The sequence below is a fragment of the Erwinia pyrifoliae DSM 12163 genome (genome assembly GCF_000026985.1).
Lineage (GTDB): Bacteria > Pseudomonadota > Gammaproteobacteria > Enterobacterales > Enterobacteriaceae > Erwinia > Erwinia pyrifoliae.
This window is the reverse complement of record NC_017390.1, coordinates 113,984-140,263: the sequence shown is the minus strand read 5'-3', so window position 1 is coordinate 140,263 and position 26,280 is coordinate 113,984. Positions and strand designations below refer to the sequence as shown.

Here is a 26,280-nt window from a genome sequence, read left to right as displayed (position 1 = left end):
GCATCCAAATTTTGCATATAGCCACATTTGTCACACTGCCACACGGTTATATTCATAAAATCCTCTTCGCACTCATATTCAGGTTGAGACCGGACAGCCCAAAAGCGGCCCCTTGATGAGCGTTAATAATGCCAGGCTGCTGAATTCCGATGGCAGCGCGAGTGAGATTTCCGATGAATTTCCCGCGCAGGGTAATAAAACCATGTACCACCGATGAGCACCCTTCTTTCATGTTTCCGCTGGCATCAACAGACTGCATATACGATACGTTGCCGATGATTCTTTCCTGAATAAGCCACAGGTCGCCATCAGACAGCACATGTTGCAGGGCGTTGATCCAGTCATCCCGTTGGCAAAGCCAGCTACAGACAATACCGTTTCCGCCATAGCCCTCTGCCGGTTTGAGAATGAAATCGCCGTCAAAAAATGACCTGACATTACCGTTCGACAAAACCGTGCTCCGGGGAAAAAGATCGGCTATCTCTTGCGCCTCCTCAGCACTCCGCGTGGCGGCCGCATAGCTGACAAGCCAGGGAATAAACGCTTTATTTGAGAAGATCAGCTCCCTGAAACCCAACAATGAGACGAGGCTTTCTTCTTTCAGATGATGAAGAAAAAACCGGTGATCGGGTTGGTTTTCAGATAGCTCATATAAGTTGAACATTGGGATAAAATGCATGACAGCATGACCCTTAAAGAAGATCTGCTCTTCAATGATTTCAAAATCAGCAACCGTGCCAGAAATGTAGAAGCCCGAACGGGTTTTGTTCATATTCATCACAAAGTGATGCAAATAAAAACCGTATTTTTCATAACCTCCGGCTGTTTCGATCACCGGGATTACCGCATTATCACCAACAACGGGGCGTAGGCTCTCCGCCAGGAAACGGAAAGTATTATCCAGCTGCGCCATAGCAATGTCGGAACCACTACGGGCATAAAAATCTTCACGCTGTTGGTTGACGGAAAAGCCATTAAGCCCCCCCAAACAAAACCCGGTATTTATCTCGATAATTTTCCAATGCGTTTCACGGCAAATGGCGTCCCAGCGTAAAGGAACCGGCATCACACATTTATCGAGCTTAATATAATTAAGCATCCACTCAGGGATGCCTAATTCTCGCAGCAGTGTCGCTGGCTGATGAAAATAAGCGATCCAGACTTCCTCCATCAACCGCTCAATACGTGCCAGTGATAGCTGAAGACGTTGCAACGGGTCGTGGTGATATGCAACAGCTGTCAGTAGCCATTCCCATGAAGGATCGATGATGCCATGTTCAATTGCCTGCAATCGCCAGGCATTGGCAGCGCTGAGATCGATCAACTTGTTAGTTGAATAAAGGCTGCTATTTGTCATTAAGCCACTCCCGCAGCTGCTTCAGCGCAGCATGTTCTCTGCTGCGGTACTCGCTATTTTCCAGCAAAATATGGTGCGCCTGTCGGTGATTCTCTACGCTTACCCAGGGTAACAAGTGATGTACCAGATGATAACCATCGAAGCGAGGCAGCAAAAGGGCGCTGAGAAAGCGGTTTTTAATAATGAAGTTTCTCGATTTATGCACCGGATCGTCATTTTTCAGTAATCCGCCGTGATCGAAAACGTCTGTCAGATGCTTCTGCACCTGATAAAAATAGCAAAAGGGAATAATAAAAAGACAAAAAAACCAGAGAGGAAAACAGATAAACACCGGGAACAGTATTAACAGGTAGCAAACACGCAGAGTGTTTGCCCAGTCTGGGGCATCACGATCGAATATGATAAAAAAAAAGGTGTCCTTTATTTGCTGCAAAAGCAAGGCCTGACGGAGATGACGAAGAGTACGCCGACGAGTCATTTTCTTGTGCAATCCGTATTGACGGATACCGCTAAAATCCATGTCTCTTTTCATGTCACCCAAATATTTATGATGTGTCATGTGTTCTTTTCTGATCAACTCAAACTTTGAAAACTCGGCTACTGCAAAAATTTCACCGAATATTTCATTGGCCTTTCTGTTACGGCAAAAACTGAAGTGAATCGCTTCATGCGACATATTATTAATGGCTCTAAAACGCGTACCAATATAAAATGACAGGAAGGGAAATAATAGATAAAAAATGGGAGAGTATGTAGTCGCCCAGCAGGACAGACAAGCAATTAGCCACGGAATAAATACATTTACGAAGGCTATTATCGATGCCTTAAATATCGATTTTCTCTTATTTTCATGCTTAATCTTATTAATCAGTTGCACGTCCATATTATCCTCCCAGCCCATTGAACTTACCGATGCTAACCCGATAGCTAATAGTGGTGACAGTGATGATAATCACGGTACTTAACAGCAAATATCCTATATTCCACTCATTTTTCCCCAATAATAGTGATACCGGCAGTGACGCAGAAAACCCCATTGGCAGCAAAAAGAGCAGCCACTTGACGATCGCTGACGGATAGATAGCGACCGGGATGAATGAAAGTTCGAAAATCATTTCATGGAAGTAATCTACCGGCATTTTCCGACTGGTAATGAATGTCAGAAAATTGAAGATCATGAAGAAACATATATTGATTAAAAAGATACAAACTAACGCTAAGATAAATGACAACCAGTTGAGATCGCTACCTGACATCTCTGGCACGCTGACAAAAAGGTAAGCACAGAGAAAAAGAATAATGAAATTGATCAGATGCAGTGGCTTACACCAGCCAAGCAGCATCATAATCCAGATTGAAACAGGCTTGGTGAGATAAACTTCAATTTTTCCATGCGCTACCTTGTCGAAAAAAGTTTCAACTGAATGGGTGAAAATACTCAATAACAAGCCAAGAAGAACGAAAACAACAAATATCAAGTGAACTTCTTCTTTGCTATAGCTTCCCAGCCTTCCAGAAAAAGATGATAGCTGATCAATAAATACAAACTGAACGAGATAATAACTGAGTGAAAGGATAAATTCTCCACTCAAGTTTTTACCATAGACAAACTGCCTGCAGGCGTTCATATAGATATAATAAAAAATGATCTTCATATCATCCACCTGCACCGTTGTAAACTTTCATCCCTTTATCCCAGACAACACGGACGAAAAGTAAAATCATAATGATATAAGCAACACTGCCGAGTAAAAAATGGTGAAGTATCGCCTGGTTATAAGTTGTAAGATATTCTGCAGGTGCCGATATGATAAAGTGCCACGGGTTATATTTCATTACTGGCATCAGCCATTCAGGCCAGAAGGAGGGCGGCAGAAGTACGCCTCCGAGCAGAGATGAACTCAGAATGCTAAATGACAGCAAAATGTTATACTCAATAACCCAGAAACTGAGTAACGAAAGACCGAAAGAGAGTAAAAAGCAGAGCAATTGCGAAAGAACAATGACCATAATAATCGTCATCAACGCATTGAGAAGAATAAAAACTGCGTTTCCTTCGTAATCCATTGAAGTATGTTTAATGCTATAAATGACCAGAAGAGGTATGGCATATAGCACACTTTCGCCGAGGAACGTAAACAATCTCTGAGTGAGGTAACTAAACGGTTTTGTCAGCCAGACTTCTAACGCCCCTTCCCGGATATGTTCTGAAAGGGTCCGGATTAGATCATAACCGTTATTCAAACGTGACAATATCAGTGCGAAAGCATAATAATAAACAATATCGTTAAAATTAAAGTTATTAACGCTATTTCTTTCCGCAGTAAATATGGCACTCCACAAAATAAGCTGAACGATAAAGGGGGAAAGCGTACCCATAACAAAATCGGTAAAAAACATTGCCTTGTCATTGACGACCGTCAACATACCATTTCTGGCATAGAGATAAATGGCGAAGAAGCGGTTAGTTAAATTCTTTAAATTTAACACGAAGCATCTCCTCCAGTGAGGGAGTAGAAACAGAAAAAGCACAACTGAGTTCAGCAGTCAGCGCCTGTATGAAGCGAGGGCAAGCCTCACGAGAAAGTGAAATATCAATGGCTATCTCATCATCTTTAATCAGCTTACCCTGGAGTATAACAGATGCTTTTATCGCTATTTCGTCAACCCTTTGGGCAGCAGCGGACGGCGTCATTAAATTTTCACAAAAAAGAGTAATGGTCACCATTGACGGTATTCTGTTTTTAAGCTCGTCAATATTACCGTAGAACTGTTCTTTACCTTTATGCAACAAGATAATATCGTCGACGTAACCATCAATGTCACCCATGTCGTGGCTGGTGATAATATAGCTAACACCTCTTTCACGTTTCAACGTTTTCAGAAGCTCGCGGATTTCATATTTGGATGAGATATCCAGCCCGATAGTCGGTTCATCAAGAAAAAGAATCTTCGGCCGGAAAGACAGATTGAATGCAAGCTCGCTTTTCACTCTCTCGCCAAGGCTTAATAACCGCACCGGCTTATCCATAATATTGTCTATATTCAGTAAAGTGGATATTTCTGCCAGATCTTGACGAAAAGTATCTCGCTCAAGGCCGTACAGGGGCTGAACCATTTCCAGACTGCGATACAATGGTAGATCCCACCACAAACAGTTTTTATGTCCAAATACCACACCCAAATTGGTGAACAGCTTTTTTTTCTTTTCATAGGGGTCCATCGCCAGAACCCTGACACTGCCCTCATCCGTACGCTGGATGCCGGACAATATCTTGATCAGGGTCGATTTTCCGGCGCCATTAGGACCGAGAATGGCTAATGACTGCCCCTGATATAGGGTAAAACTAATATTCTCAATCACCTTACTGCGGGTATATTGCGGTCGAAATATATTATCCAGCCGTCCCCGAAAACCTTTCCCCTTAATCTTACTTCGATAGATTTTAGACACATTACTGACTTCAATAAGAGGTGATATCATTCTGCCATCCCCAGCAAAAACGCGCATTCCGTTTTTAACTGCTTATAGTCTCTGTTGATAAGTTCCCGATCGCCAGAGAAGACAAACATTCCCAGGCAATCTTTATGGCAGTAGAATGCTCCTGAAGCCATATCGCCTATTTTCGCCAGCGTATAAGCTTTCAAAGTTGATAATTTTTCCAGTCTGGGAATAGTCACATGCCTTACCTTCTTTCTATCTGAAGAGGAGTGGTCTTTAGGATAGAGTAACCAGGCATAGGCATTATCTGTACCAGATACCCTCAATTCAGAGATAAGACCTAACTGGGCAGCTAAATGCACCCGACGCAGGTCTATGCCGTAAGCATGGAGAACAGCATCTGTGATTGGCCCTCCACCCGGGCGAAATGCAATTTCCAGCAGCGCCGGTTCTTTATCGCTACCGCCAAATGCTTCAATATGAAAGACGCCATCAGGAAAGTTGAAAGCGCCTCTCAGTTTCTCAGTAAAAGGCTGCCAGATTGCCGCGACGTCTTCATGCGGCACCGACACGCTGCCCAGCAGTGCACCGTGCAGATAATCCAGCGGTTTGCCGTCATAGACCCCGACAGAGATAAACACGATGCGCCCGGCAAAAATGGCACAGTCAATATGGAAAATATCTCCCGGATGATAGGCCTCAATGATGAACTGTCCGTCATCCATATCCCGATAGTCTTCAGCGCATCTCACGAGTTCAGCAGGTAGTTCCGCTGCGCTCTGCAACACGGTGACCCCTACCGCGCCTGCAAGAGAACGCGGCTTCAGCACCAATGGAAAAGGGACGTCGCCCCGCCGAACATCTTCCTGGCTAAATTGTTCAGGCGTCGGGATGCCATGAAAGGAGGCTACCTTTTTCATCTGCTGCTTATCGCGGTATTTTCTGGCCTCTTCGCATTTCATTCCCGCCAGCTGCAGTCTTTCACGAACATATGACGCGACAAAAACGGAGAATTCATCATTTGAAATGACTTCAGTTATCTGATGGATCAGAAAAATGTTTTCAATAACGGCAGCAACCTCTGAATGAACAGCAAAATCCCGCACGATAAAATATCTCTCGCTCTCGGTGAGAGTGCCTGCGGCGGTAAAATCCTCAATAAGAAAGACAAAACGGGATGACGGGATATGATATATCTCCTCCAGTTCGCCTATTTTCTCGGTAATATCCAGCTCACATGAAACAACCAGTATTTTTTTCATTTCGGTTTCAACATTGATTAATAACGGTTCTTCTCTTGTAACTTTTTTCAGGCGGGATCTCGTCTAACTGAACGGGCTTAACGTAAACTTTATGGGCAAAAATCTTACAAAGATGCGCCTGAAATGCGTCAAACATGCTGTCATTCTGGCTAACCGTCTTGTCGCGACAGATATACAGCACATCAATGTGGTCAGGGGCGCGTTGTACCACACGAAATTCCAAAATATTGCTGTCATCCTGACAGAAGAACCTTTCCACAGCGTCCAGAATACTTGCAGGCGGGATGGTTTTCCCCTGCTGCGTTGTCAATCCTTGGTCTGCTCTGCCATGAAGCTTTTTAAGACGATGAAAATGGCTGCCGCAGGTGCAGCTTTGCTCATTTTCATCCATTTCACACAAATCGCCTTGCTCATAACGAATCATTGGCATTGCCTGGTTCCACAGATCGGTGCCGACAATTTCCCCAACGCCATTGCTGTCACAGTTGATGATTTCCAGATGCACATCATCTTCAACAACATGGTAATGCTTATCTCTGCACTGCATGGCCAGGATATCGAGTTCTTCCGATGAGTATTCATCCCGAACCGGCACCCGGAAGATGCTCTCGTAGCGATCGCGCTCTTGCTGGGTGGTGGTTTCAGAATTGGTTGATATCAACTCCACGCCGTGCACATCCAGCCGCTCGCCGATAGCTGCCAGTTGCTGGAGATAGCTCCCAATTGATGAGATGATTTGCGGTCTCAGGTACTTGATATGCTTTAACGCATAGAATCCGGGGCAATCCTGACTCAGGGTAAATACTCTGTAGTCTCCCAGAACCGACGTATGCCACCATACACAGTAGTGAATGTTGTAGATCCAGCGACTGGGATCCAGATGACGACCAGACATAAACTCAAACATGCGATATTTGTGCAAAATATCGAGATTAGCGCGGTGCTGCGGCAGGATTATCTGTACCTGTTTTCCTGAAGAGCCGGAACTACTCATCCAGCGGCAGCTGGCGGGCTTGAACTTGTTTGATGGCATCCCCAGCGGAAAATGCGCTATCACATCATCCTTGCTGATGCTGGGCAATGTGGCGAAATCGCGATATGTACGTATTGCGCCTTTTTCATAACCACAGCTTCGGTATTTTTCATGATAGAAGGGCGAAGTGGTAAATGCCCAGTCAACCATGCTGCGTAGTCTCTCAAGTTTCCAGGCATCAAGCTGTTCCCGGTCAAGAGTCAGTCTTCCCCGAAATTCAGCATATTCCTTTTCAAGTAATTGCCTCATTTCTGTTTGCCGTTCAATGCTCTCCACCCCTAAAGGTTCCACGTCGGCATAACGCATAATCGTCTGAATTCCGCCGTGGTATTCCCGCACATTATAAACTTCAGACATAGGATTTCAGGCTCCCGCTCCGTTTCACATCCAGGGTGGCACAATGAAATGAACCACCAAAGGTTTGAAAATGCTTAAAGGGACAGAGAATTGTTTTGAACCCCCATTGACAGAATGCTTGCTGCAAAAACACTTCATCTTTTTCAATGACAACGGTTTTTTCATCAAGCATCAGGACGTTGGTATGAATCCATTTGGAGGTCATAAACAGCGGATGCGCATTATCCAGTGTCGAGGGGGGTGGCGTCAGAATTTCCCAATCCCTGAAAATGTCTGGGATCTGTGAAACCCACGCCTTATTCACCAGTACCCGCCCCGGCGCCAGAGGAAGTATGGTGGTATCGATATGCATAGGTGAGGCATCATCAAACTCATAAATATGAATACGGTATTCATCGCCCAGCGTCCGGCGCAACCATTCAATGCCTTTATCATTGGTAACATGGCTACGTTGACCGATGATGTCTTTACCCATTTTCATAAAGTCCGCCGCATCAAAAACCGGCTCGGATTCATCGATCGCTGAATCGAACTTTTCTTCCTGCTCACAATCATGATTGGCTTTCCAGAGCGAGTCCTTTAGCATCGGTTTGGGCGCAGCCAGCCACTCGGCACCACGGGTGAAATAATCGTTGAGAATTTCCCGAAATGAAAACGTTTCAAAGTATCGACTCCGCCAGGCCATCGGAACTTCGATAATTTTCTTGCCTATCGCCAACAGGCAGTCGCGCGGCATTGCTGAGTAGAACCCACCTCCGGTAGTGAAGTGCGGCGTGATAATAGTTTTATGATGATTAACTTCTTCCGGCCTGCGAACCCGAACCCCTTCACTACGCAAAATATCCGCCAGCCGGTCGACGTCCTTTTTAGCGAGTGCAATTAATTCCTCGGGAAATCGACCCGCAGAATGTTTTTTGAAAAAGTTTTTTGCATTCTTTGGGATGACGGCATCAAGCCCAGGGTCCCATTCAGGAACACGAATATCATCGACAATCCCAACGATGACTTCCTCAAGCGGATCCCATTCTGTATACACTTCAACAGGACTCTTCTCAGGGGCATAAATACGAGATTCTTCTTTTTGAAAATTCATATCATCGCCTGCCCTGTTATTGGCTGTTACGTAAGGAAACCGGCAATATTGTAGATTTAATAATTGACTGACTATCGATAAATTTGGGCAGGTAAGGAAGGTTAATCAGTTTTTGTTTCATTCTGCCGACGATATCATCGCATGCGAAATTTGCCCCGACTAGCCAGACCCAGTTTTGTTCTTCCATTTCAAAGAAAACAATGCTTTTAAAGCTGTCATTGAATCTTTTCACCGACTGACTCAATGTCTTATTTCGCCACCAGGTGCTACAGCCAGCTTGTGAAATATATACGCCTTCCGGTGTCAGTAACTGCGTAATTTTTTCGTTGAACTCAGACGTATAAAGCCGGTTTTGCTGCACAGAATCTTCCTGCTCATCAGGCAGATCCAACACAATGATGTCGTACTTATCGCCTCTGGCTATTGCATCATCAATAAACTTATAACCATCACCAATAATGAGATGAACAGGGCCATTATCCTCTTTTGCCAACTGAACCTCTTCCGTGGTGTAGCCGTAAGGAAGAAATCTGGCACAGGCATCCACGCATTCAGCATCAATGTCCACATGAGTGACTTTCTTTGCTCCCAATTCAAGTGCAAGCTTACTGATGACTCCTTCACTCGAACCTACAACCAGAACATGTTTAATTTCCCCGCAGAATAATGCGGCAGGAATAATTTGCCCTTCATGATAAATGAGTTGTGATTCTTCAACGCTTTGTCGTTCATTGTTACAGAACAAGCTAACACCTTGCCCCGTCTTCGCTATGACCATCTCCTGAAAAGGCGTTTTTTTTGAAAAAATAATTTCTTCAATATCCCACACGCGACTGACACCTTTACCAATTGGTTCAATGATTTTGCTCAACATACTTTGCATCTCCTCTGATAACACAGGTTGAATTGACTCTTGTTGGGTTCAGTGCTTTTTCAATTTCCCGGATAGCTAAATTCGGATTGCAGTCACCACAGGTGAATATATCGATGAACGCGGCTGAATGGCTGGGATAAGTATGAATAGATGCATGAGATTCCGACAGAAGGAGTAACGCAGTGCAACCTTCAGGAATAAATTTATGCGATGTTTCATTGAGGATAGTTGCCCCCGAAGCAGCAACTGCGTCACGCATTATTTTTGCGAGGTGATCTTCATCGTTAAGAAGTGAATTAAGTACTCCGTAGAACTCGGCAAAAACATGTTTTCCGCTAAACGAAAAACCGGAAGAATCCTTATTTCCCAATGACATTGCGAGTATTTCCTTATGAATTTTAAAAAAAACAACAAAATACTTACCCTGCGAAATAATTTCTAACACCCCCTATCCGGTTACGTCAAATTTTATTTGTGTTTTCTATAGCTTTCGTCAAGGCGAGAAGTTACAACAAACTGAATTCAATGGAAAAAAGTTTCATTAATTTTTAAGTATTAAACAAAGGCGCCAAAAATACGTTAATAAAAATTAATAAACAATCATTAAACAAACCAATAAGTGGTTAATATTCAAACGACTATCAATCAAGTTCGCCCGCGTCTTGCTCGGCTAAATGCGCAAACAAGGCATCCTTACCGGCATTGATACACGTTGTACATCTCAAGCTGTTTATAGAATCGTCGCTACCGTTTGTTGCTGTCGTAATGTGTAAAACGCCTTCAGTGCATTCTGCTTTTTTTAAAAAAAGCCGTTGAGTCAATCTGACGGAATGTGGCTGTTTTGCTGGTGCGCGACAGTTGTTACGGGATCAATCCCGATGCGATGCCGGTCAACTTTACTGAGCGATTGCTATAGCCTTTTTAATAAAGTCATATGTCAGACGGGTAACGTTAGCGGTGATGGAGCGAAGCAAGTGTAGTCGATCGCTCATTCCGGCACGTTTACAAGCTGGGAATGTAACAAGTGAAAGTTGAGATAAGCCCTCATAAAAACAACGGTCATTTATCGTTATGCAACTATGATAATCAATGTAACCAGATTGAGAGGGCGGCCTGACTTTTAATCCACCGTAGAGACGACAGGGACTCATTTACTGGCTTAGCCAGGCTCTTAAACCTTACGTTGACTGACCAGCAGGCTATAATTGGCAGCAGACCGTTTCTCAGAAGGATTAAAGAAGGATTCATGACGGATAATCAACAATGCGACACCGAAAACTCACAGCAGTCTGCGGATAAGCCGTTAATTGCGATAAAAACCGGTAATCATACTATCGACAAATCTATCACCCGCGTCTCACGGCTGGTTAGCTGGTTCCAGGCTATTCCGGCGGTAGCGCACTTTTTACGGGCCGGAGAACGATTTAACGACCGCCTGGGCAGCCAGTTTGGCGCTGCCATTACCTATTTTTCATTTTTGTCACTTATTCCCATCCTGATGGTCTCTTTTGCCGCCGTCGGTTTCGTACTCGCCTCGAATCAGAGCCTGCTGACCGAGCTGATCGGCAAAATCGTCGGTAACATTAGCGATCCGTCGCTGGCATCTACGCTAAAAAATACGGTAAATACCGCCATTCAGCAACGCACCACCGTCGGCCTGACGGGCCTGCTGGTTGCCCTTTATTCCGGCATTAGCTGGATGGGTAACCTGCGCGAGGCCATCCGCGCCCAGTCACGCGATGTCTGGGAGCGTGCACCGCAGGACCAGGAAAAAATCTGGTTTAAATACTCGCGCGACTTTATTTCGCTCATCGGCCTGGTACTGGCATTAATTATCACCCTGTCACTCACCTCAATTGCCGGGGCGGCACAGGCGAGCATCGTGCGGGCGCTGGGGCTTGAGAACATTGAATGGTTACGCCCGGTGATGACGCTGATCGCTTTGTCGATCTCGATTTTTGCTAACTATTTGCTGTTCTTATGGATTTTCTGGATACTGCCGCGCCATAAGCCGCGCAAACGAGCCTTGTTTCGCGGTACCCTGCTGGCGGCAATCGGTTTTGAAGCGATCAAATTTATCATGACCCTGACACTGCCTAAACTGGCTTCGTCGCCATCCGGTGCTGCTTTCGGTTCAGTGCTGGGACTGATGGCCTTTTTCTACTTCTTTGCGCGACTCATCCTGTTCTGTGCCGCATGGATCGCCACGGCACAATACCAAAACGACCCTGAAAACCCGGAAGATGCGGAAGACGCGCAGAAAAGCTGATAAGGCAGACGGGTCGATCCTGAGTACGGATCGGCCCGGGCATGATTTTTGTCGGCACTGGCTTTAAACCCCGCCCCGCGCGATGTTTTGTTTTAACAGTGCGCAACTGTGATCCTGCAATTCCTCGGCAGAAGCTCGGTTCAGCAACAGCAGATGACGTTTCACGACCATCAAAACCCGTTTATCGTCCCCTAATGCCGCGACAGCGATGCCGTAACTGCCCATATCATCGCGTGCGCCGGGCAGTTCATTCGCCAGACGGATAAACGGGCTGGTGCGTTTAAATTCGTCGCGCGTCACCACCCGCAGCAGATATTCACGCTCTCCGAGCCGATAGGTTTGCCATGTAGCATCCAGCTTCGGGCTTAGATGATCCAGCCGCTGACGAATATCCGGGCGCAGACAGGAGATATGGATATGAAGCTGATTTTGTGTACGTCCCCAGCGTGAATTGACGGCCAGTGCATAAAAGCGATCGTCTATAAGTTCTCCGCGCCGTTCTTCCATAAAATGACGTGTCCGCCATGCTTCAGAGAGAAAATTAGGCGTCGCAGGATTCAGTAGTTTTTGACTTTCAATTCCAGTAATTTTGGAAACTGGAATCAGTAAAAATTGCAGCTGGCCATTACGATCTTTCATTACCACGTATCCATCAGCGATATTGACCTGACGGCATGGAGCCGGGTTGCTCTTCAGCTGCTGACCTGGAATACATTGGTGACTGATTACCTGCCAAAGATAATTTGATTTATTGCTAAAATTCAGTGCGATATAGACAAAGAATACTGTCATCAGTCCCACGAAAACTATCAGAACGGTAACGACCCGTTTTCGCTCCTGCATTATTTCAAACCTCTACCCGATAATTGCTCACAATGTAATCTAAGCAAGGTAGAAAATCATGGTGAATCACACATTCTCCGCGTATTTATTGGAAATAAACTAACTATGACACTCACTTAAATCAAATACTGCCCAAAAAAAAGAGCCGACCGTTGTCAGCTCCCTTTGGCGGTATCAAGGAATGAACTAGCGCTTCATCACCTGGTCGTATGTGCCGCCTTCTGCGAAGTGGGTTTTCTGTGCCTGGCTCCAGCCACCGAACTTGCCATCAATGGTAAACAACTTCACCGGCTGGAAGGTGCTGGCGTACTTCTTAGCCACGGCGGCATCACGCGGGCGGTAGAAGTTTTGTGCGGCAATGTCCTGCCCTTCAGTGGAATAGAGGTACTTCAGATAATCATCGGCCACTTTACGCGTGTCGCGATCGTCGACCACTTTATCAACGACGGAAACCGTGGGTTCAGCCAGGATCGACTCGCTCGGGGTAACGATCTCGAACTGGTCTTTACCCAGCTTATTAACCGCCAGATAAGCCTCATTTTCCCATGCGATCAACACATCACCGATGCCACGTTCAACGAAGGTATTGGTTGCGCCGCGCGCGCCGGAGTCCTGTACTTCAACATTATTGAACAGCGCCTTAACGTATTCCTGCGCTTTCGCCGGGTCGCCGTGATTGTGATCCAGCGCCCATCCCCAGGCCGCCAGATAGTTCCAGCGTGCTCCGCCGGACGTTTTAGGATTCGGCGTAATCACCGATACGCCCGGCTTGATCAGATCCGGCCAATCGTGAATCTGTTTCGGATTTCCCTTGCGTACCAGGAACACAATCGTCGAGGTGTAAGGTGCGGAGTTATCCGGCAGACGGGTGATCCAGTTCTTGTCTATACGGCCACGTTCAGCAATCGCGTCAACGTCAGACGCCAGCGCCAGCGTCACCACATCGGCTTTGATACCATTAATGACTGAGGTTGCCTGCTTGCCGGATCCGCCATGCGACTGACGGATTATAACGTTGTCGCCGGTTTCCTGCTTGTAGTGCGCGCTGAACGCTCTATTGTACTGTTCATACAGTTCACGGGTCGGATCATATGACACGTTTAATAGCTGGATGTCCTTCGCCAGTACGCTGGTTGAGGCCAGTAACAGGGTAACTCCCACGCTCCACTTATTCATTGCACGCACTCCCAAAGGTTTAACTGTCAGGGAGCGTGACACAGAGTGTTGCACGTATTAAAGAATTAAAAATTAGTTGTCATAACTATATGGAATAAGGTTTTACCTGGAAAAGGCGCTGATAACCAGCGCCTTGTTTCTGGCTAGTAGAGTTTCTTGGCGGTATCCAGCCAGTCACCTTTAAACGGACGTTTCATGTTTTCAATCGCATCGATAATATCGTGATGCACCATCTTCTCATTCTGAATGCCGACACAGCGCCCACCGTAACCTTGTAACAGCAGTTCTATCGAGTAGGCACCCATGCGTGACGCGAGAATACGGTCATAAGCAACCGGAGCACCGCCGCGCTGAATATGACCCAGCACCGTTGAGCGCGTTTCGCGTTTGGTTTCCTGTTCGATATATTTCGCCAGCTCGTCGATATCGCAGATATGTTCCGTGATCGCTACAATCGCGTGCTTTTTACCTTTGGCAATCCCGGCTTTGATCTCATTCACCAGCTCCTCACGAGTATAAGGAATTTCCGGCAGTACGATAAACTCACAGCCACCGGCAATCGCCGCTGCCAGCGTCAGATCGCCACAGTAACGCCCCATCACCTCAACGATTGAAATACGCTGGTGCGAGGACGAAGTATCACGCAAGCGGTCGATCGCCTCCACCACGGTTTCCAGCGCGGTGAAATAGCCAATGGTGTAATCAGTGCCGGCCACGTCGTTATCAATGGTGCCCGGCAGACCAATACATGGGAAGCCCATTTCGGTCAGGCGCTTGGCCCCCATATACGAACCATCACCGCCGATCACCACCAGTGCGTCTATGCCGCGTTTCTTCATGTTTTCGATGGCGACGCTGCGCACATCCTCATGGCGAAACTCCGGGAAGCGTGCGGAACCCAGGAAGGTACCGCCACGGTTAATCATATCCGATACGCTGTAGCGGTCGAGATTGATCATGCGGTCCTCATACAAGCCCAGATAGCCGTCATAAATGCCGCAAACTTCAAGACCTTCGCTAAGGGCGGCGCGCACAACACCACGGATCGCCGCATTCATGCCTGGGGCATCGCCACCACTGGTCAGTACACCGATTTTTTTGATCATGACAACCTCTGAACTTGTTGATGCAAATAATGAATTCTGGACGCCGCAGCGGGTCGAAGCGCAAAAAAAGGCAATCGACTCAAGTAATGGCAACAGTATATCAAACCCTGTAGGCTGAATTGGTTGAGGTCTGGCAGTATTTGGCTATTTTTTTACGCTGTCGCATCTTTATGACAACTTAAGCACGCCTTTTCCCTGAGATCCTATTACTGGCCAAATTTTCCACGGCGTTCTTTCGCTACCACAGAGCGAGGGTCCTGATGAATTATCACGTCAGAACCGGGAAACTTATGCAGCAGCGCCTGTTCAACCTGGTCCGCCAGCTGATGCGCCTTACACAGCGGCAGATGATCGTCCATTTCCAGATGCAGCTGGATAAAACGCGTGGGGCCGGACTGACGGGTACGAATATCATGTGCGCCACACACGCCAGGCCAGGCTGCGACAATATCAACAATCGCCTGATGTTCTGCAACGGGCAGAGCACGGTCGAGCAGTGCCTGTACCGCATCATATCCCATACGTAGAGCGCTATATAAAATCCAGCAGCCAATGCCTAAAGCAAACAACGCATCGGCACGGTGAAAACCATACCCGCTCAGCGCCAGGGCCAGCAAAATAGCGCCATTCATCACCACGTCAGACTGATAGTGCAGCATGTCGGCACGGATGGCCTGACTGCAAGTATGGCGTACCACCCAGCGCTGGAAAGTGACCAGAATCAATGTAGAAACCAGTGCTGTCAGCGTGACGATAATCCCCACCAAAGGGGCTTTCATCTGTTCAGGGGAGGCAAGATGTTGTAAGCCGGTAAGGAACAGGAAAAGCGCGGAACCACAGATAAACATACTTTGCGCCAGCGCAGCGAGAGACTCGGCTTTACCGTGACCAAAAGTGTGTTCGGCATCGGCGGGCTGCAACGAATAACGCACAACCAGCAGGTTAGTTAATGAAGCGGCAATATCAACCAGCGAATCCACCAGCGCCGCAAGCACGCTGACCGACCCGGTATACCACCAGGCGAAAATTTTAATAATCAACAGCAGCGAAGCCAGTACCGTGGCTGCAATCGCCGCCGCAAAAACCTGCCGCGCATAGTTTGCCTTCATAGCGCTACTCACCTGATTTAGTCGGTTAAGTATACGGGATCTGCGGCAAAAAAAACCCCGCCATCATGGCGGGGGTAGACAGGGGTATGTCTATGGCAAGGAAAACAGGGATAATGTGTTAGTGGTTAATGGTTACTAAGGGGTGCTATCAGTGCTACTTGCTGCCTGCAGCGGTGAAGATAACTGCATATTCGTCAGCCTGCGCAGTTCACCAAGGCGCTGCTGGTGTTTCTGTTGCAAAATGCTTTGCTGCTGGGGCGTTAACAAATGGTACATCTGGTTGCGAACCCTGCCCATTTCGACCTGGCGGGCAACTTCAGCATGCGCAATTTTCTTCGCCTGAGCCTCGTAGGCCGCTTTATCAAATTTATCTGCAATAATCAGCTCGTGCAGTTGGTCTAAATCGCTAATACTTATAGGAGATCGATCGTACCTGGCCTGCTGCATCAGGTCACGCATCTCCTGACGTTGCTGCTCTGTCAGGCTGATGCCATCGAACATGTTGCTTTGTGGAACTTGCCTCAGTGTACGGTTCGTTCCGTCATCCTGATGCATCTCTCCAGTCGTCGCGGCATTTGCAGACCAGGCGACGAAGAAGGTAATTATCAGCGCCGGAACCACAACGACGGCAGTTACTTTGCGCATCGTTCACTCCCACATACGTTTCCGTATTTCGATTCAACCAAATCGAGTCTACGGAGCATGCTGCAAACATGCGTCAGGGGGTGTAAAACTACGTAAAGTCGTAGATTGAGCGCATTCGTTCACGGTATTTTGCCTGCGGAGGGCAACAAAAAATGAATAAGATCTTATTGGTTGACGACGACCGCGAATTGACTTCGCTGCTGAAGGAATTGCTTGAAATGGAAGGGTTTAACGTTCTGGTTGCTGGTGATGGCGAGCAAGCTCTGACGCTACTGGACAGCACCGTCGACCTGTTATTACTTGATGTAATGATGCCCAAGAAAAACGGCATCGATACCCTAAAGGAACTGCGTCAACAGCATCAGACGCCGGTCATTATGTTAACAGCGCGCGGAAGCGAACTGGACCGCGTCCTTGGGCTTGAACTGGGGGCTGATGACTACCTGCCAAAACCCTTCAACGATCGGGAGCTGGTTGCACGTATTCGCGCTATTCTGCGCCGTTCAAACTGGAGCGAACAGCAGCATCTGCAGCACGATAACAGCTCCCCGACGTTGGAAATTGACCTGTTACGCTTGAATCCGGGCCGTCAGGAAGCCAGCTTCGATGGGGAAACCCTGGATTTAACGGGGACCGAATTTACGCTGCTCTACCTGCTGGCACAGCATCTGGGCCAGGTGGTGTCTCGTGAACATCTCAGTCAGGAAGTACTGGGCAAGCGTCTGACGCCATTTGACCGGGCAATTGATATGCATATCTCCAACCTGCGGCGTAAATTACCGGAACGCCAGGATGGGCATCCGTGGTTCAAAACGTTGCGAGGCCGGGGTTACCTGATGGTATCCGCGACATGATATCCAGCCTGACCACCCGTATCTTTGCCATTTTCTGGCTTACCTTGGCACTGGTACTGATGCTGGTGTTAATGCTGCCCAAACTTGATTCGCGCCAGATGACGCCGCTGCTGGACAACGAGCAGCGGCAGGGCACGATGATTGAACAGCACGTTGAAGCGGAACTCAGGCAGGATCCGCCCAATGATTTAATGTGGTGGCGCAGGCTGTTTCGCGCCATAGACAAATGGGCACCCCCCGGGCAACGCCTGCTGCTGGTCACCAGTGAAGGACGCGTGATTGGCGCGCAGCATAGTGAAATGCAGGTGATCCGTAATTTTATCGGTCAGTCTGATAACGCCGACCGACCGCAGAAGAAAAAGTATGGCCGACTGGAGATGGTCGGCCCGTTCTCCATCCGAGATGCCGAGGATAGTTATCAGCTGTATCTGATCCGCCCGGCAGGCAGTTCACAACTGGACTTTATCAATCTGCTGTTTGACCGCCCGCTGTTGCTGCTGATTGTCACCATGCTGATTAGCTCCCCGCTGCTACTGTGGCTGGCATGGAGCCTGGCTAAACCCGCGCGTAAGCTAAAGCATGCCGCCGATGATGTCGCAGCAGGCAACTTGCGTCAGCGGCCCGAACTGGAGTCCGGCCCCCAGGAATTCCTCGCGGCCGGAGCCAGCTTTAACCAGATGGTCAGCGCGCTGGAACGCATGATGAATGCACAGCAGCGCTTATTATCCGATATTTCCCATGAGCTGCGTACCCCGCTAACGCGCCTGCAGCTTGCGACCGCGCTGATGCGCCGTCGTCATGGTGAAGGTAAAGAACTGGAGCGTATTGAAACAGAGGCGCAGCGGCTCGATGGGATGATTAACGACCTGCTGGTGCTGTCGCGTACCCAGCACAAAAATGCGCTGATTAGCGAAGCGATCAAGGCTAACCATTTGTGGTCGGACGTTCTGGAAGATGCGCGCTTTGAAGCAGAGCAGATGGGGAAATTGCTCGAAATCCCTTATCCTCCCGGCCCCTGGCCGCTATACGGTAACCCCAGTTCGCTGGAAAGCGCGCTTGAGAATATCGTGCGCAATGCCCTACGCTACTCGCACAGTAAAATCTCAGTTAGCTTCGCGGTAGACAAAAAGGGCATTACCGTGCATGTCGATGACGATGGTCCGGGGGTCAGCGAGGAAGACCGGGGGCAGATTTTCCGTCCGTTCTACCGTACCGATGAGGCGCGCGACCGTGAATCTGGCGGCACCGGGCTGGGGCTGGCGATTGTCGACAACGCCATTCAACAACATCATGGCTGGGTCAAAGCCGATGACAGCCCGCTGGGTGGTTTGCGCCTGACAATATGGCTGCCGCTGTATACCACTCACAGCGAATAATTTGCTATCCTTCGGCCCTCGTTCCTGAGGGCCACAACATGCATATCGTTTTATTTGAACCCGAAATCCCGCCCAATACCGGGAATATCATTCGCCTTTGCGCCAATACCGGCTTTCAGCTGCATGTGATAGAGCCTCTCGGTTTCGCCTGGGATGATAAACGGCTGCGCCGGGCCGGGCTGGACTATCATGAATTCGCGGCAATCAGGCATCATGCCAGCTACGAAGCGTTTGCCGCCTCGGAAGCGCCACAGCGTCTGTTTGCCTTAACCACGAAAGGAACGCCTGCACACAGCGCGGTAAGCTTTCAGGCGGGAGATTACCTGTTGTTTGGACCGGAGACGCGGGGTCTGCCGGCCAGGGTTCTTGATGCCCTGCCAGCACAGCAGAAAATTCGCATTCCGATGATGCCGGACAGCCGCAGCATGAATTTATCTAACGCGGTTTCTGTGGTGGTCTACGAGGCGTGGAGACAGCTGGATTATGCTGGCGCAATACTGAGAACTTGACTAGCGTCGCAGCCGGTGCAGAGATGCCGGAATGTACGGATCAGGCCAGGGAGCGGCGGGCGCCGCCACTGCGCGGATGGCAAACGAATAGCACGTTGTCAGATCCCGTCACCAAATTCGAAACCTGGCAGCATCCCGTTGAAGTGCTGATCCATTTCCATTGATGGCTTGTCGCTGTTGGGTTTACCGACGATGCGAGCCGGAACACCCGCAGCGGTGGTGTGCGGAGGCACAGGTTGTAGCACCACCGAACCCGCCCCGATCTTCGCACCACGCCCTACTTCGATATTACCGAGGATCTTGGCACCGGCACCGATCATTACCCCTTCGCGAATCTTGGGGTGACGATCGCCACTGGTTTTACCGGTGCCGCCGAGCGTTACCGATTGCAGAATCGAGACATCGTCTTCAATAATTGCCGTTTCGCCGACAACGATGCCGGTGGCGTGGTCAAGCATAATGCCACGACCAATTTTCGCCGCTGGGTGGATATCGACGGCGAATGAGACGGAAATTTCGTTTTGCAGATAGACGGCGAGCGCCCGGCGACCTTCGTTCCACAACCAGTGGCCAATACGGTAAGCCTGTAAAGCATGGAAGCCCTTCAGATAGAGTAGCGGCGTGGAGTACTTGTCCACCGCCGGATCGCGCTGACGCACTGCCTGGATATCGCAGGCGGCGGAGATAATCATCGACGGCTCTTGCCGGTAGGCGTCCTGAATCACTTCGCGCACGGCAATGGCCGGCATAATCGGATTTGCCAACTTATTAGCCAGCATGTAGCTCAACGCGCTGCCCAGGTCGTCATGTTTTAACAACGTGGCATGGTAAAAACTGGCCAGCATCGGTTCACATTCGGCCAGCTCGCGCGCTTCCGTTTTGATGTCATCCCAGATCTGTTCAGGTTCCACACACATGACTTTCTCCCCATAAAAAATGGCGCCGGTCAGACGCCACAGACGACTACGCAGTGGATTCGGCTTAACTACCGTTGTTCTCGTCCTTCCTTGTGCGCCCGAGCAAACTCAATGCTGCATCGTGCGCATTTTTTCCGCAATAGAGCACCTGATAAATTTGCTCGGTGATCGGCATCTCAACACCGTAGCGCTCTGCCAGCACTTTCACTTCTTTCGTATTGCGAAAACCTTCGACAACCTGGCCGATAGCCTGCTGAGCGCCTTCAACATCCGCGCCCTGCCCCAACATCATGCCAAAGCGCCGGTTACGTGACTGGTTATCCGTGCATGTCAGCACTAAATCGCCCAACCCGGCCATCCCCATAAAAGTGGCGGGATCGGCACCCAGTGCCGCGCCAAGGCGGCTCATTTCTGCCAGCCCACGGGTGATTAACGCGGTGCGGGCATTGGCACCAAAACCAATGCCGTCCGAGATGCCCGCGCCGATAGCGATAACGTTTTTCACCGCTCCGCCCAGCTGCACGCCAATAAAATCGGGATTGTTATACACGCGGAAGCTTTTGCCGCAGTGCAACAGCTGCTGTAGCTCTTCCGCAAAAATGCTATCCGTGGCCGCCAGTGCAATCGCGGTTGGCAGGCCAGCCGCCAGCTCTTTAGCGAAGGTTGGCCCCGATATCACCGCCAGCGGAATGTTATCCCCGAGGATCTCACGCGCCACATCCTGGAGTAATCGCCCGGTCTCTTTTTCCAGACCTTTCGTTGCCCAAACCAAACGCGAATCGGCACGAAGGTGTGGTTTGATTTGCTGCAATACATCGCCAAATACGTGACTCGGCACCACCACCAGCAGATCGCGACTGGCCGCTATCGCCGCCGCAAGGTCGGTTTCAACTATCAATGAATCAGGAAAAGGCACATCGGGAAGGAAAGCGCGGTGACAACGGTCGGCCTGTAACTGAGCCTGGTGCCGGGGATTATGGCCCCACAGCACCACCTTATGGCCGTTACGGGCCAGCGTAATCGCCAAAGCGGTGCCGTAAGAACCGGCACCGATGACGCTCATCGCAGCATAAGCGCTACGCATTACGCGTCCTGCTGCTTCACTGCACCTTCTGACTGCTGGAGATAATTCATAAACAGCGCGTCAAAGTTAACCGGTGCAAGGTTCAGCTGCGGGAAGGTACCACGCGATACCAGGCTGGTGATGCATTCGCGGGCATACGGGAACAGGATATTCGGGCAGTATGCACCCAGGCAATGTGCCATCTGGGTGCCTTCGATGCCACCAATTGAGAAGATGCCCGCCTGCTGAACTTCACACAGGAACGCAGTGTCTTCACCCACGGTCGCGGTCACCGTGACGCGCAACACCACCTCATACACATCGTCAGACAGCTGGCTCGACGCAGTATCGAGATCAAGCTTGACTTCAGGCTCCCACTCTTTCTGGAAAACCTGTGGCGCATTAGGTGCTTCGAAAGAGATGTCTTTAGTATAAATACGCTGGATCTGGAAAGACATCTCGGTATTGTTTTGTTCTGACATGGTACTTAACCCTATTAGTGAATAATCCGTTATAGTGCGGCAGCGATAAACAGGCAACAGTGCGCCAGGTGCGCAGCCTTTCCTATTTTAACAGCGCCTCAAGACCGTTACGACCGTCAAGAGCAAACAGGTCATCACAGCCACCAATGTGCTGTGCATCAATAAAAATTTGAGGAACCGTGGTCCGGCCGCTGCGTTTTATCATCACCTCTCGCAGGGTGGCGTCCCCATCAATCGGGATTTCCTGATAGCTGGCACCTTTCTGGTCCAGCAGCGCTTTCGCCCGATGGCAGAAAGGACAGGTCGATTTGGTGTAAATCTCAACAGTAGCCATGCCGGCCCTCCAACAATGAATCGATCGCGGTTCTACGGGTTATTTGCCGCGAACCAATGGCAGGTTCTCGCTGCTCCAGCCGGAAACGCCATCTTTCAGCACGTACACCTGCTCGTAACCCGCTGCACTAAGTTGCGCTGCGGATTCGCCAGCTGAGGTGCCGGTAGCACACACCACGATCAGCGGCTGGGCTTTGTGTTTTTCCAGCTCGCCGTAGCTGCCTTTTTTGATCTCTGCCGCCAGCACGTTAATTGCATTGGAAATATGGCCCTTGCGGTAATCATCACGCCCACGCACATCTACTACCACGGCTTCTTCTTTGTTAATTAATCGGGTCGCTTCACCACGGCTAATCACTTTTACTTTGGAGAACATGCCCTTAACGGTGGTCACGATCACCAAAACCAGCAGAACAACCCACGCCAAAGCTAAAATGGTGTGATTGCCTGCGAACTGCATAATATCTTGCATGAGGGGTAACAACTCCCGAAAGGGTTAATAAGCGAAAACAAGGGTTCTGAGTATACCTGCCAGGAGTGCCATGTACAGTCGAGAAGCCCTTCAGAGTTATGTTTTCTGCGACAGATTACAAAAAAAAGTTGCCATCAGTGAAAACGGTTATCCTGTGATGACATCGTAGCGATCTTAAGCGGTTAATTGTTGCGCAATCTCACATATTTGCACATGCTGATTAACCGTTTGCCTGCCAACATCAACGCGTTCGCTGCTGCGCACGTCAGGCGGGAATTGTTACACCAGAAATAGAAAATCACCGAGAGACGGCTGGTAAGCTGCTGTTCATCGTGAAATAATCCGCAGCTATGAGGGATAAAGTAACAGTGTTACATTCATGGACCCCGCGTTATCTGCAGGTGAAAGCACGGCCTCAACGTGCAAGCTTGTCCATCCTGACCGCCAGTGCACTCTGCACCGGCGCACTGTTATTCTCTTTTTTTGCGCAGGCAGCCGAAGACAGCAAATCACAGCTGCAAAGCATTCAGCAGGACATCGCGGCGAAAGAGAAAAGCGTACAGCTGCAAAAACGGCAGCGCAGCGAACTGCTTGATCAGCTGCAAAGTCAGGAAAAAATTATTGCGCAAGCCAGCCGTCAGTTGCGCGTCACGCAGAACACCCTGTCTGCGCTAAATAAAGAGATAACCAGCCTGACCGCCTCAATTAGTCACCTTCAGCAGCGGCAAAAGCAGCAGGAATCCAGTCTTGGCGCACAGCTCGATGCCGCATTCCGTCAGGGCCAGCATAGTGGTTTCCAGCTCATACTGAGCGGTGAAGAGAGCCAACGTAGCGAACGCATACTGGCTTATTTTGGCTACCTGAATGAGGCACGGCAAAAAGCAATTGAGGCACTCAAACAGACGCGAAGCGACCTGACGCTGCAAAAGACCAGCCTGGTCGATAAGCATGCGCAACAAAGATCCCTGTTAACGCAGCAGCAGTCACAGACACAGAAGCTGGAAGGGGCGCGCCAGGCGCGTAAAAAAACCCTGACTAGCCTTGAGTCCTCTTTAGAAAAAGATCAGGCGCAGCTGGTTGAGCTACAGCATAACGAAATTCGTCTGCGCGATAAGCTGGCCAAAGCTGAACGTGAGGCCAGGGCGCGGGCAGAGCAGGAAGCGCGTGAAGCCGAGAAAGTGCGCCAGCGTGAAGCGCAGGCCAAAAGTAAAGGCTCGACCTATAAACCTACCGACAGCGAGCGCGCCCTGATATCGCGTACCGGCGGGCTTGGGCGGCCAGCGGGACAGGCGCTATGGCCAGTTCGCGGCAGTATTGAACACCGCTTTGGCGAACAGTTACAGGGAGAGCTGCGCTGGAAAGGACTGGTGATTGGTGCCCCTGAAGGGACCGAAGTCAAAGCGATCGCCGATGGACGCGTGCTGATGGCCGACTGGCTGCAAGGGTACGGTCTGGTGGTGGTGATTGAGCACGGTAAGGGCGATATGAGCCTGTATGGCTACAACCAGAGCGCGCTGGTCAGCGTGGGGACCCAGGTACACGCCGGGCAGCCCGTTGCGCTGGTCGGCACCAGCGGTGGCCGTGGTACACCTTCACTCTATTTTGAAATCCGCCGCCAGGGACAGGCCGTCAATCCACTACCGTGGTTAGGAAGATAAGTTTTGATGCAACCACTGCGAAAACTCGGCGAGGCGCTGATTGCCATCGCTATCGCCAGCCCGGCCTGGGCGGGTAAGCTTTCGATTGTCATTGATGATTTTGGCTATCGCCCCGCGCTGGAACAGCAGGTGTTACAGATGCCTGCTGCCATTTCCGTCGCCGTGCTGCCTAATGCCCCACACGCACGAGAAATGGCCACTAAAGCCCACCAAAGCGGCCATGAAGTGCTGATCCATCTGCCGATGGCTCCACTGAGCAAACAGCCGCTGGAGAAAGACACCCTGCGCCCGGATATGCCCACTGAAGAAATCGGACGAATCATCCGGGAGGCCGCTGCCGCAGTGCCCTATGCCGTCGGTCTGAATAACCACATGGGTAGCGCGATGACTTCAAGCCTGCCGGCGATGCAGAAAGTGATGCAGATACTTAATCACTATCATTTTTACTTCCTTGACAGCATGACTATCGGCAACAGTCAGGCCACCCGCGCAGCCGAAGGTACGAATGTGAAGGTGGTTAAACGCTGGGTATTTCTGGACGACAGCCAGAATGAAGCGGATATCCGCGTGCAGTTCACTCGTGCGGTGCGCCTCGCCCAACGTGACGGCTCGGCCATTGCCATAGGCCATCCTCACCCGTCCACGGTCAGAGTACTCCAGCAGATGCTGCCAGGCTTACCCGCAGACATTATCCTGGAGCGCCCAAGTCAGTTGCTCAATGCAACACAGCCTGTTAAACCTGCCCCTTTGCCTGCACATCCGCTGAAACCGCGTAACCCTTTCCGTGGCGGTTCAGTTTGCCCGGTAAAAGCGGTTCCGGTTCCGGCAACGCGGGCGCTGGAAACCATCACCGAGAGCATTAAGCACAACCAAATGGTGCAAGAGACTGCCAGCAAACTTTCCGTGAAGTTTCACTTTTAAACCGGGGCGGCGTTTACTGCCCCCAGAAGGCAACATGCACAATAATATGTTGCCTGTCGTATAAACAAACGTCGCATCAACTCAGGCGCGTTACAGATTCCCCAGGCTGTCGGTGACGCGTGGAAATGTTATGATGTGAACCATTCGCGCGTGGAGCGTCCTGTTTCACCCCACTGTTTAGGGTTATAGCTCATGATTATCGTTACCGGCGGTGCTGGATTCATTGGTAGTAACATCATTAAAGCGCTTAATGACAAGGGTATAACCGATATTCTGGTGGTCGACAACCTGAAAGACGGCACTAAATTCGCTAACCTTGCCGACCTGAATATCGCCGACTACATGGATAAAGAAGACTTCCTGATTGCGATTCTGGCAGATGAAGACTTCGGCGATGTAGAAGCCATTTTCCATGAAGGCGCGTGTTCTTCCACGACCGAGTGGGATGGCAAATACATGATGGATAACAACTATCAGTATTCAAAAGAGCTACTGCACTGGTGCCTGGAACATCAGGTTCCGTTCCTGTATGCCTCATCTGCCGCCACTTACGGTGGTCGTAACGCCGACTTTATCGAAGAACGCCAGTACGAACAGCCGCTGAATGTTTACGGCTACTCTAAAATGCTGTTTGACCACTACGTGCGTGACATTCTGCCGGAAGCGCAGTCGCAGGTATGTGGTTTCCGTTATTTCAACGTCTACGGGCCGCGTGAAGGGCACAAAGGCAGCATGGCGAGCGTGGCGTTCCATCTCAACACGCAGCTGAATCAGGGCGAAAACCCGAAATTGTTCGCAGGCAGCGACGGCTTCAAACGCGACTTTATTTACGTTGAGGATGTTGCCGCAGTGAATTTGTGGTTCTGGGAAAATGCCGTCTCCGGTATCTTTAACTGCGGTACAGGTCGTGCTGAATCCTTCCAGGAAGTCGCCGATGCCGCGTTGAAGTACCATCAGAGCGGTGAAATCGAATACATCCCTTTCCCGGAAAAACTGAAAGGTCGTTATCAGGAATTCACGCTGGCCGATCAGACCAAACTGCGTGCAGCCGGCTACGATAAGCCCTTCAAAACCGTTGCGGAAGGTGTCGCGGACTATATGGCGTGGCTTAACCGTAAAGCGTAAGGGA

At 49.7% G+C, this 26,280-nt stretch carries 27 protein-coding genes; 7 read left to right on the top strand and 20 right to left on the bottom strand.

Features of this window, described 5'->3' with window-relative positions:
- Window positions 1-52: 52 nt before the first annotated feature.
- Genes EPYR_RS00630 through speD form a run of 10 tightly spaced genes read right to left on the bottom strand, consistent with a single transcriptional unit; the run spans window position 53 to window position 9,863 of the window.
- A complete protein-coding gene (locus EPYR_RS00630) occupies window positions 53-1,357 on the bottom strand; it encodes an ATP-grasp domain-containing protein (protein ID WP_012666509.1) in 1,305 nt (434 codons plus the stop codon).
- A complete protein-coding gene (locus EPYR_RS00625; protein ID WP_012666508.1) occupies window positions 1,347-2,240 on the bottom strand; it encodes a fatty acid desaturase in 894 nt (297 codons plus the stop codon). The genes EPYR_RS00630 and EPYR_RS00625 overlap by 11 nt, the downstream gene beginning before the upstream one ends.
- A gap of 1 nt (window position 2,241) precedes the next feature.
- Window positions 2,242-3,012, bottom strand: a complete 771-nt coding sequence (locus EPYR_RS00620) for an ABC-2 family transporter protein (protein ID WP_012666507.1) — start codon at window positions 3,010-3,012, stop codon at window positions 2,242-2,244.
- A gap of 1 nt (window position 3,013) precedes the next feature.
- The gene (locus EPYR_RS00615) at window positions 3,014-3,847 is read right to left on the bottom strand and encodes an ABC-2 family transporter protein (RefSeq protein WP_014538428.1); all 834 of its coding nucleotides are present in this window, start codon (window positions 3,845-3,847) and stop codon (window positions 3,014-3,016) included.
- Window positions 3,822-4,841, bottom strand: a complete 1,020-nt coding sequence (locus EPYR_RS00610; protein WP_012666505.1) for an ATP-binding cassette domain-containing protein — start codon at window positions 4,839-4,841, stop codon at window positions 3,822-3,824. Before EPYR_RS00610 ends, EPYR_RS00615 begins: the two co-directional genes overlap by 26 nt.
- On the bottom strand, window positions 4,838-6,061 hold the full coding sequence (locus EPYR_RS00605; RefSeq protein WP_012666504.1) for an ATP-grasp domain-containing protein: 1,224 nt from the start codon (window positions 6,059-6,061) through the stop codon (window positions 4,838-4,840). The genes EPYR_RS00610 and EPYR_RS00605 overlap by 4 nt, the downstream gene beginning before the upstream one ends.
- Window positions 6,062-6,068: 7 nt before the next feature.
- Window positions 6,069-7,451, bottom strand: coding sequence for a phenylacetate--CoA ligase family protein (locus EPYR_RS00600; RefSeq protein ID WP_012666503.1), 1,383 nt, complete (start codon window positions 7,449-7,451; stop codon window positions 6,069-6,071).
- Window positions 7,444-8,544, bottom strand: a complete 1,101-nt coding sequence (locus EPYR_RS00595) for an amidinotransferase (RefSeq protein ID WP_012666502.1) — start codon at window positions 8,542-8,544, stop codon at window positions 7,444-7,446. The genes EPYR_RS00600 and EPYR_RS00595 overlap by 8 nt, the downstream gene beginning before the upstream one ends.
- Window positions 8,545-8,560: 16 nt before the next feature.
- Entirely contained in the window at window positions 8,561-9,418 is an 858-nt protein-coding gene (locus tag EPYR_RS00590) for a spermidine synthase (protein WP_014538427.1), read from the bottom strand.
- Window positions 9,399-9,863: an adenosylmethionine decarboxylase gene (gene speD / locus EPYR_RS00585; RefSeq protein ID WP_014538426.1), complete on the bottom strand. Its 465-nt coding sequence runs from the start codon at window positions 9,861-9,863 to the stop codon at window positions 9,399-9,401. The genes EPYR_RS00590 and speD overlap by 20 nt, the downstream gene beginning before the upstream one ends.
- Before the next feature lie 801 nt (window positions 9,864-10,664).
- Between speD and yhjD the strand changes: the two genes are divergently transcribed.
- Entirely contained in the window at window positions 10,665-11,687 is a 1,023-nt protein-coding gene (gene yhjD, locus EPYR_RS00580) for an inner membrane protein YhjD (protein WP_012666499.1), read from the top strand.
- 63 nt (window positions 11,688-11,750) lie between these two features.
- Here yhjD and EPYR_RS00575 read toward each other — a convergent pair whose 3' ends face one another.
- The 5 genes from EPYR_RS00575 to cpxP all read right to left on the bottom strand — a co-directional run bounded on the left by EPYR_RS00575 (window position 11,751) and on the right by cpxP (window position 16,566).
- Window positions 11,751-12,530 (bottom strand): CDP-diacylglycerol diphosphatase, encoded by a 780-nt coding sequence (locus EPYR_RS00575; RefSeq protein WP_012666498.1) that lies wholly within the window; start codon window positions 12,528-12,530, stop codon window positions 11,751-11,753.
- Window positions 12,531-12,716: 186 nt separating this feature from the next.
- Window positions 12,717-13,706: a sulfate ABC transporter substrate-binding protein gene (locus tag EPYR_RS00570; protein ID WP_012666497.1), complete on the bottom strand. Its 990-nt coding sequence runs from the start codon at window positions 13,704-13,706 to the stop codon at window positions 12,717-12,719.
- Window positions 13,707-13,849: 143 nt separating this feature from the next.
- Window positions 13,850-14,812 (bottom strand): 6-phosphofructokinase, encoded by a 963-nt coding sequence (pfkA, locus tag EPYR_RS00565; RefSeq protein ID WP_012666496.1) that lies wholly within the window; start codon window positions 14,810-14,812, stop codon window positions 13,850-13,852.
- Window positions 14,813-15,018: 206 nt separating this feature from the next.
- On the bottom strand, window positions 15,019-15,921 hold the full coding sequence (fieF, locus tag EPYR_RS00560) for a CDF family cation-efflux transporter FieF (protein ID WP_012666495.1): 903 nt from the start codon (window positions 15,919-15,921) through the stop codon (window positions 15,019-15,021).
- Between the two features lie 135 nt (window positions 15,922-16,056).
- The gene (gene cpxP / locus EPYR_RS00555; RefSeq protein WP_012666494.1) at window positions 16,057-16,566 is read right to left on the bottom strand and encodes a cell-envelope stress modulator CpxP; all 510 of its coding nucleotides are present in this window, start codon (window positions 16,564-16,566) and stop codon (window positions 16,057-16,059) included.
- 152 nt (window positions 16,567-16,718) lie between these two features.
- On the opposite strand from cpxP, the gene cpxR reads away from it, so the two are divergent.
- The 3 genes from cpxR to trmL are packed head-to-tail and all read left to right on the top strand — an operon-like array spanning window position 16,719 to window position 19,305.
- Complete coding sequence (gene cpxR, locus EPYR_RS00550; protein WP_012666493.1) at window positions 16,719-17,420, top strand: envelope stress response regulator transcription factor CpxR; 702 nt, start codon at window positions 16,719-16,721, stop codon at window positions 17,418-17,420.
- A complete protein-coding gene (gene cpxA / locus EPYR_RS00545) occupies window positions 17,417-18,796 on the top strand; it encodes an envelope stress sensor histidine kinase CpxA (RefSeq protein ID WP_012666492.1) in 1,380 nt (459 codons plus the stop codon). Before cpxR ends, cpxA begins: the two co-directional genes overlap by 4 nt.
- Window positions 18,797-18,834: 38 nt before the next feature.
- Window positions 18,835-19,305 carry a tRNA (uridine(34)/cytosine(34)/5-carboxymethylaminomethyluridine(34)-2'-O)-methyltransferase TrmL gene (trmL, locus tag EPYR_RS00540; RefSeq protein WP_012666491.1) on the top strand — a complete coding sequence of 157 codons (471 nt, stop codon included), beginning with the start codon at window positions 18,835-18,837 and terminating at the stop codon, window positions 19,303-19,305.
- Window positions 19,306-19,403: 98 nt separating this feature from the next.
- Here the strand turns inward: trmL and cysE are convergent, their stop codons facing one another.
- The 5 genes from cysE to EPYR_RS00515 all read right to left on the bottom strand — a co-directional run bounded on the left by cysE (window position 19,404) and on the right by EPYR_RS00515 (window position 22,572).
- Window positions 19,404-20,222: a serine O-acetyltransferase gene (gene cysE / locus EPYR_RS00535; protein ID WP_012666490.1), complete on the bottom strand. Its 819-nt coding sequence runs from the start codon at window positions 20,220-20,222 to the stop codon at window positions 19,404-19,406.
- 64 nt (window positions 20,223-20,286) lie between these two features.
- A complete protein-coding gene (gpsA, locus tag EPYR_RS00530) occupies window positions 20,287-21,306 on the bottom strand; it encodes an NAD(P)H-dependent glycerol-3-phosphate dehydrogenase (RefSeq protein ID WP_012666489.1) in 1,020 nt (339 codons plus the stop codon).
- On the bottom strand, window positions 21,306-21,767 hold the full coding sequence (secB, locus tag EPYR_RS00525) for a protein-export chaperone SecB (protein ID WP_012666488.1): 462 nt from the start codon (window positions 21,765-21,767) through the stop codon (window positions 21,306-21,308). The genes gpsA and secB overlap by 1 nt, the downstream gene beginning before the upstream one ends.
- Before the next feature lie 82 nt (window positions 21,768-21,849).
- Window positions 21,850-22,101, bottom strand: a complete 252-nt coding sequence (gene grxC, locus EPYR_RS00520; RefSeq protein WP_012666487.1) for a glutaredoxin 3 — start codon at window positions 22,099-22,101, stop codon at window positions 21,850-21,852.
- A gap of 39 nt (window positions 22,102-22,140) precedes the next feature.
- Complete coding sequence (locus EPYR_RS00515) at window positions 22,141-22,572, bottom strand: rhodanese-like domain-containing protein (RefSeq protein ID WP_012666486.1); 432 nt, start codon at window positions 22,570-22,572, stop codon at window positions 22,141-22,143.
- A 350-nt stretch (window positions 22,573-22,922) separates the two neighbouring features.
- Between EPYR_RS00515 and envC the strand changes: the two genes are divergently transcribed.
- The 3 genes from envC (at window position 22,923) to rfaD (ending at window position 26,276) form a co-directional block, all read left to right on the top strand.
- Window positions 22,923-24,230, top strand: a complete 1,308-nt coding sequence (gene envC / locus EPYR_RS00510; RefSeq protein WP_012666485.1) for a murein hydrolase activator EnvC — start codon at window positions 22,923-22,925, stop codon at window positions 24,228-24,230.
- Between the two features lie 6 nt (window positions 24,231-24,236).
- Window positions 24,237-25,151 (top strand): divergent polysaccharide deacetylase family protein, encoded by a 915-nt coding sequence (locus EPYR_RS00505; protein ID WP_012666484.1) that lies wholly within the window; start codon window positions 24,237-24,239, stop codon window positions 25,149-25,151.
- A 192-nt stretch (window positions 25,152-25,343) separates the two neighbouring features.
- On the top strand, window positions 25,344-26,276 hold the full coding sequence (rfaD, locus tag EPYR_RS00500) for an ADP-glyceromanno-heptose 6-epimerase (protein WP_012666483.1): 933 nt from the start codon (window positions 25,344-25,346) through the stop codon (window positions 26,274-26,276).
- Window positions 26,277-26,280: the final 4 nt, after the last annotated feature.

Bases quoted from the DNA above. Each gene is read 5' to 3' on its own strand.
- EPYR_RS00630 (WP_012666509.1), bottom strand. From the start codon at position 1,357: ATGACAAATAGCAGCCTTTATTCAACTAACAAGTTGATCGATCTCAGC.
- EPYR_RS00625 (WP_012666508.1), bottom strand. From the start codon at position 2,240: ATGGACGTGCAACTGATTAATAAGATTAAGCATGAAAATAAGAGAAAA.
- EPYR_RS00620 (WP_012666507.1), bottom strand. From the start codon at position 3,012: ATGAAGATCATTTTTTATTATATCTATATGAACGCCTGCAGGCAGTTT.
- EPYR_RS00610 (WP_012666505.1), bottom strand. From the start codon at position 4,841: ATGATATCACCTCTTATTGAAGTCAGTAATGTGTCTAAAATCTATCGA.
- EPYR_RS00605 (WP_012666504.1), bottom strand. From the start codon at position 6,061: ATGAAAAAAATACTGGTTGTTTCATGTGAGCTGGATATTACCGAGAAA.
- EPYR_RS00600 (WP_012666503.1), bottom strand. From the start codon at position 7,451: ATGTCTGAAGTTTATAATGTGCGGGAATACCACGGCGGAATTCAGACG.
- EPYR_RS00595 (WP_012666502.1), bottom strand. From the start codon at position 8,544: ATGAATTTTCAAAAAGAAGAATCTCGTATTTATGCCCCTGAGAAGAGT.
- EPYR_RS00590 (WP_014538427.1), bottom strand. From the start codon at position 9,418: ATGTTGAGCAAAATCATTGAACCAATTGGTAAAGGTGTCAGTCGCGTG.
- yhjD (WP_012666499.1), top strand. From the start codon at position 10,665: ATGACGGATAATCAACAATGCGACACCGAAAACTCACAGCAGTCTGCG.
- EPYR_RS00575 (WP_012666498.1), bottom strand. From the start codon at position 12,530: ATGCAGGAGCGAAAACGGGTCGTTACCGTTCTGATAGTTTTCGTGGGA.
- EPYR_RS00570 (WP_012666497.1), bottom strand. From the start codon at position 13,706: ATGAATAAGTGGAGCGTGGGAGTTACCCTGTTACTGGCCTCAACCAGC.
- pfkA (WP_012666496.1), bottom strand. From the start codon at position 14,812: ATGATCAAAAAAATCGGTGTACTGACCAGTGGTGGCGATGCCCCAGGC.
- fieF (WP_012666495.1), bottom strand. From the start codon at position 15,921: ATGAAGGCAAACTATGCGCGGCAGGTTTTTGCGGCGGCGATTGCAGCC.
- cpxP (WP_012666494.1), bottom strand. From the start codon at position 16,566: ATGCGCAAAGTAACTGCCGTCGTTGTGGTTCCGGCGCTGATAATTACC.
- cpxR (WP_012666493.1), top strand. From the start codon at position 16,719: ATGAATAAGATCTTATTGGTTGACGACGACCGCGAATTGACTTCGCTG.
- cpxA (WP_012666492.1), top strand. From the start codon at position 17,417: ATGATATCCAGCCTGACCACCCGTATCTTTGCCATTTTCTGGCTTACC.
- trmL (WP_012666491.1), top strand. From the start codon at position 18,835: ATGCATATCGTTTTATTTGAACCCGAAATCCCGCCCAATACCGGGAAT.
- cysE (WP_012666490.1), bottom strand. From the start codon at position 20,222: ATGTGTGTGGAACCTGAACAGATCTGGGATGACATCAAAACGGAAGCG.
- gpsA (WP_012666489.1), bottom strand. From the start codon at position 21,306: ATGCGTAGCGCTTATGCTGCGATGAGCGTCATCGGTGCCGGTTCTTAC.
- secB (WP_012666488.1), bottom strand. From the start codon at position 21,767: ATGTCAGAACAAAACAATACCGAGATGTCTTTCCAGATCCAGCGTATT.
- grxC (WP_012666487.1), bottom strand. From the start codon at position 22,101: ATGGCTACTGTTGAGATTTACACCAAATCGACCTGTCCTTTCTGCCAT.
- EPYR_RS00515 (WP_012666486.1), bottom strand. From the start codon at position 22,572: ATGCAAGATATTATGCAGTTCGCAGGCAATCACACCATTTTAGCTTTG.
- envC (WP_012666485.1), top strand. From the start codon at position 22,923: ATGAGGGATAAAGTAACAGTGTTACATTCATGGACCCCGCGTTATCTG.
- EPYR_RS00505 (WP_012666484.1), top strand. From the start codon at position 24,237: ATGCAACCACTGCGAAAACTCGGCGAGGCGCTGATTGCCATCGCTATC.
- rfaD (WP_012666483.1), top strand. From the start codon at position 25,344: ATGATTATCGTTACCGGCGGTGCTGGATTCATTGGTAGTAACATCATT.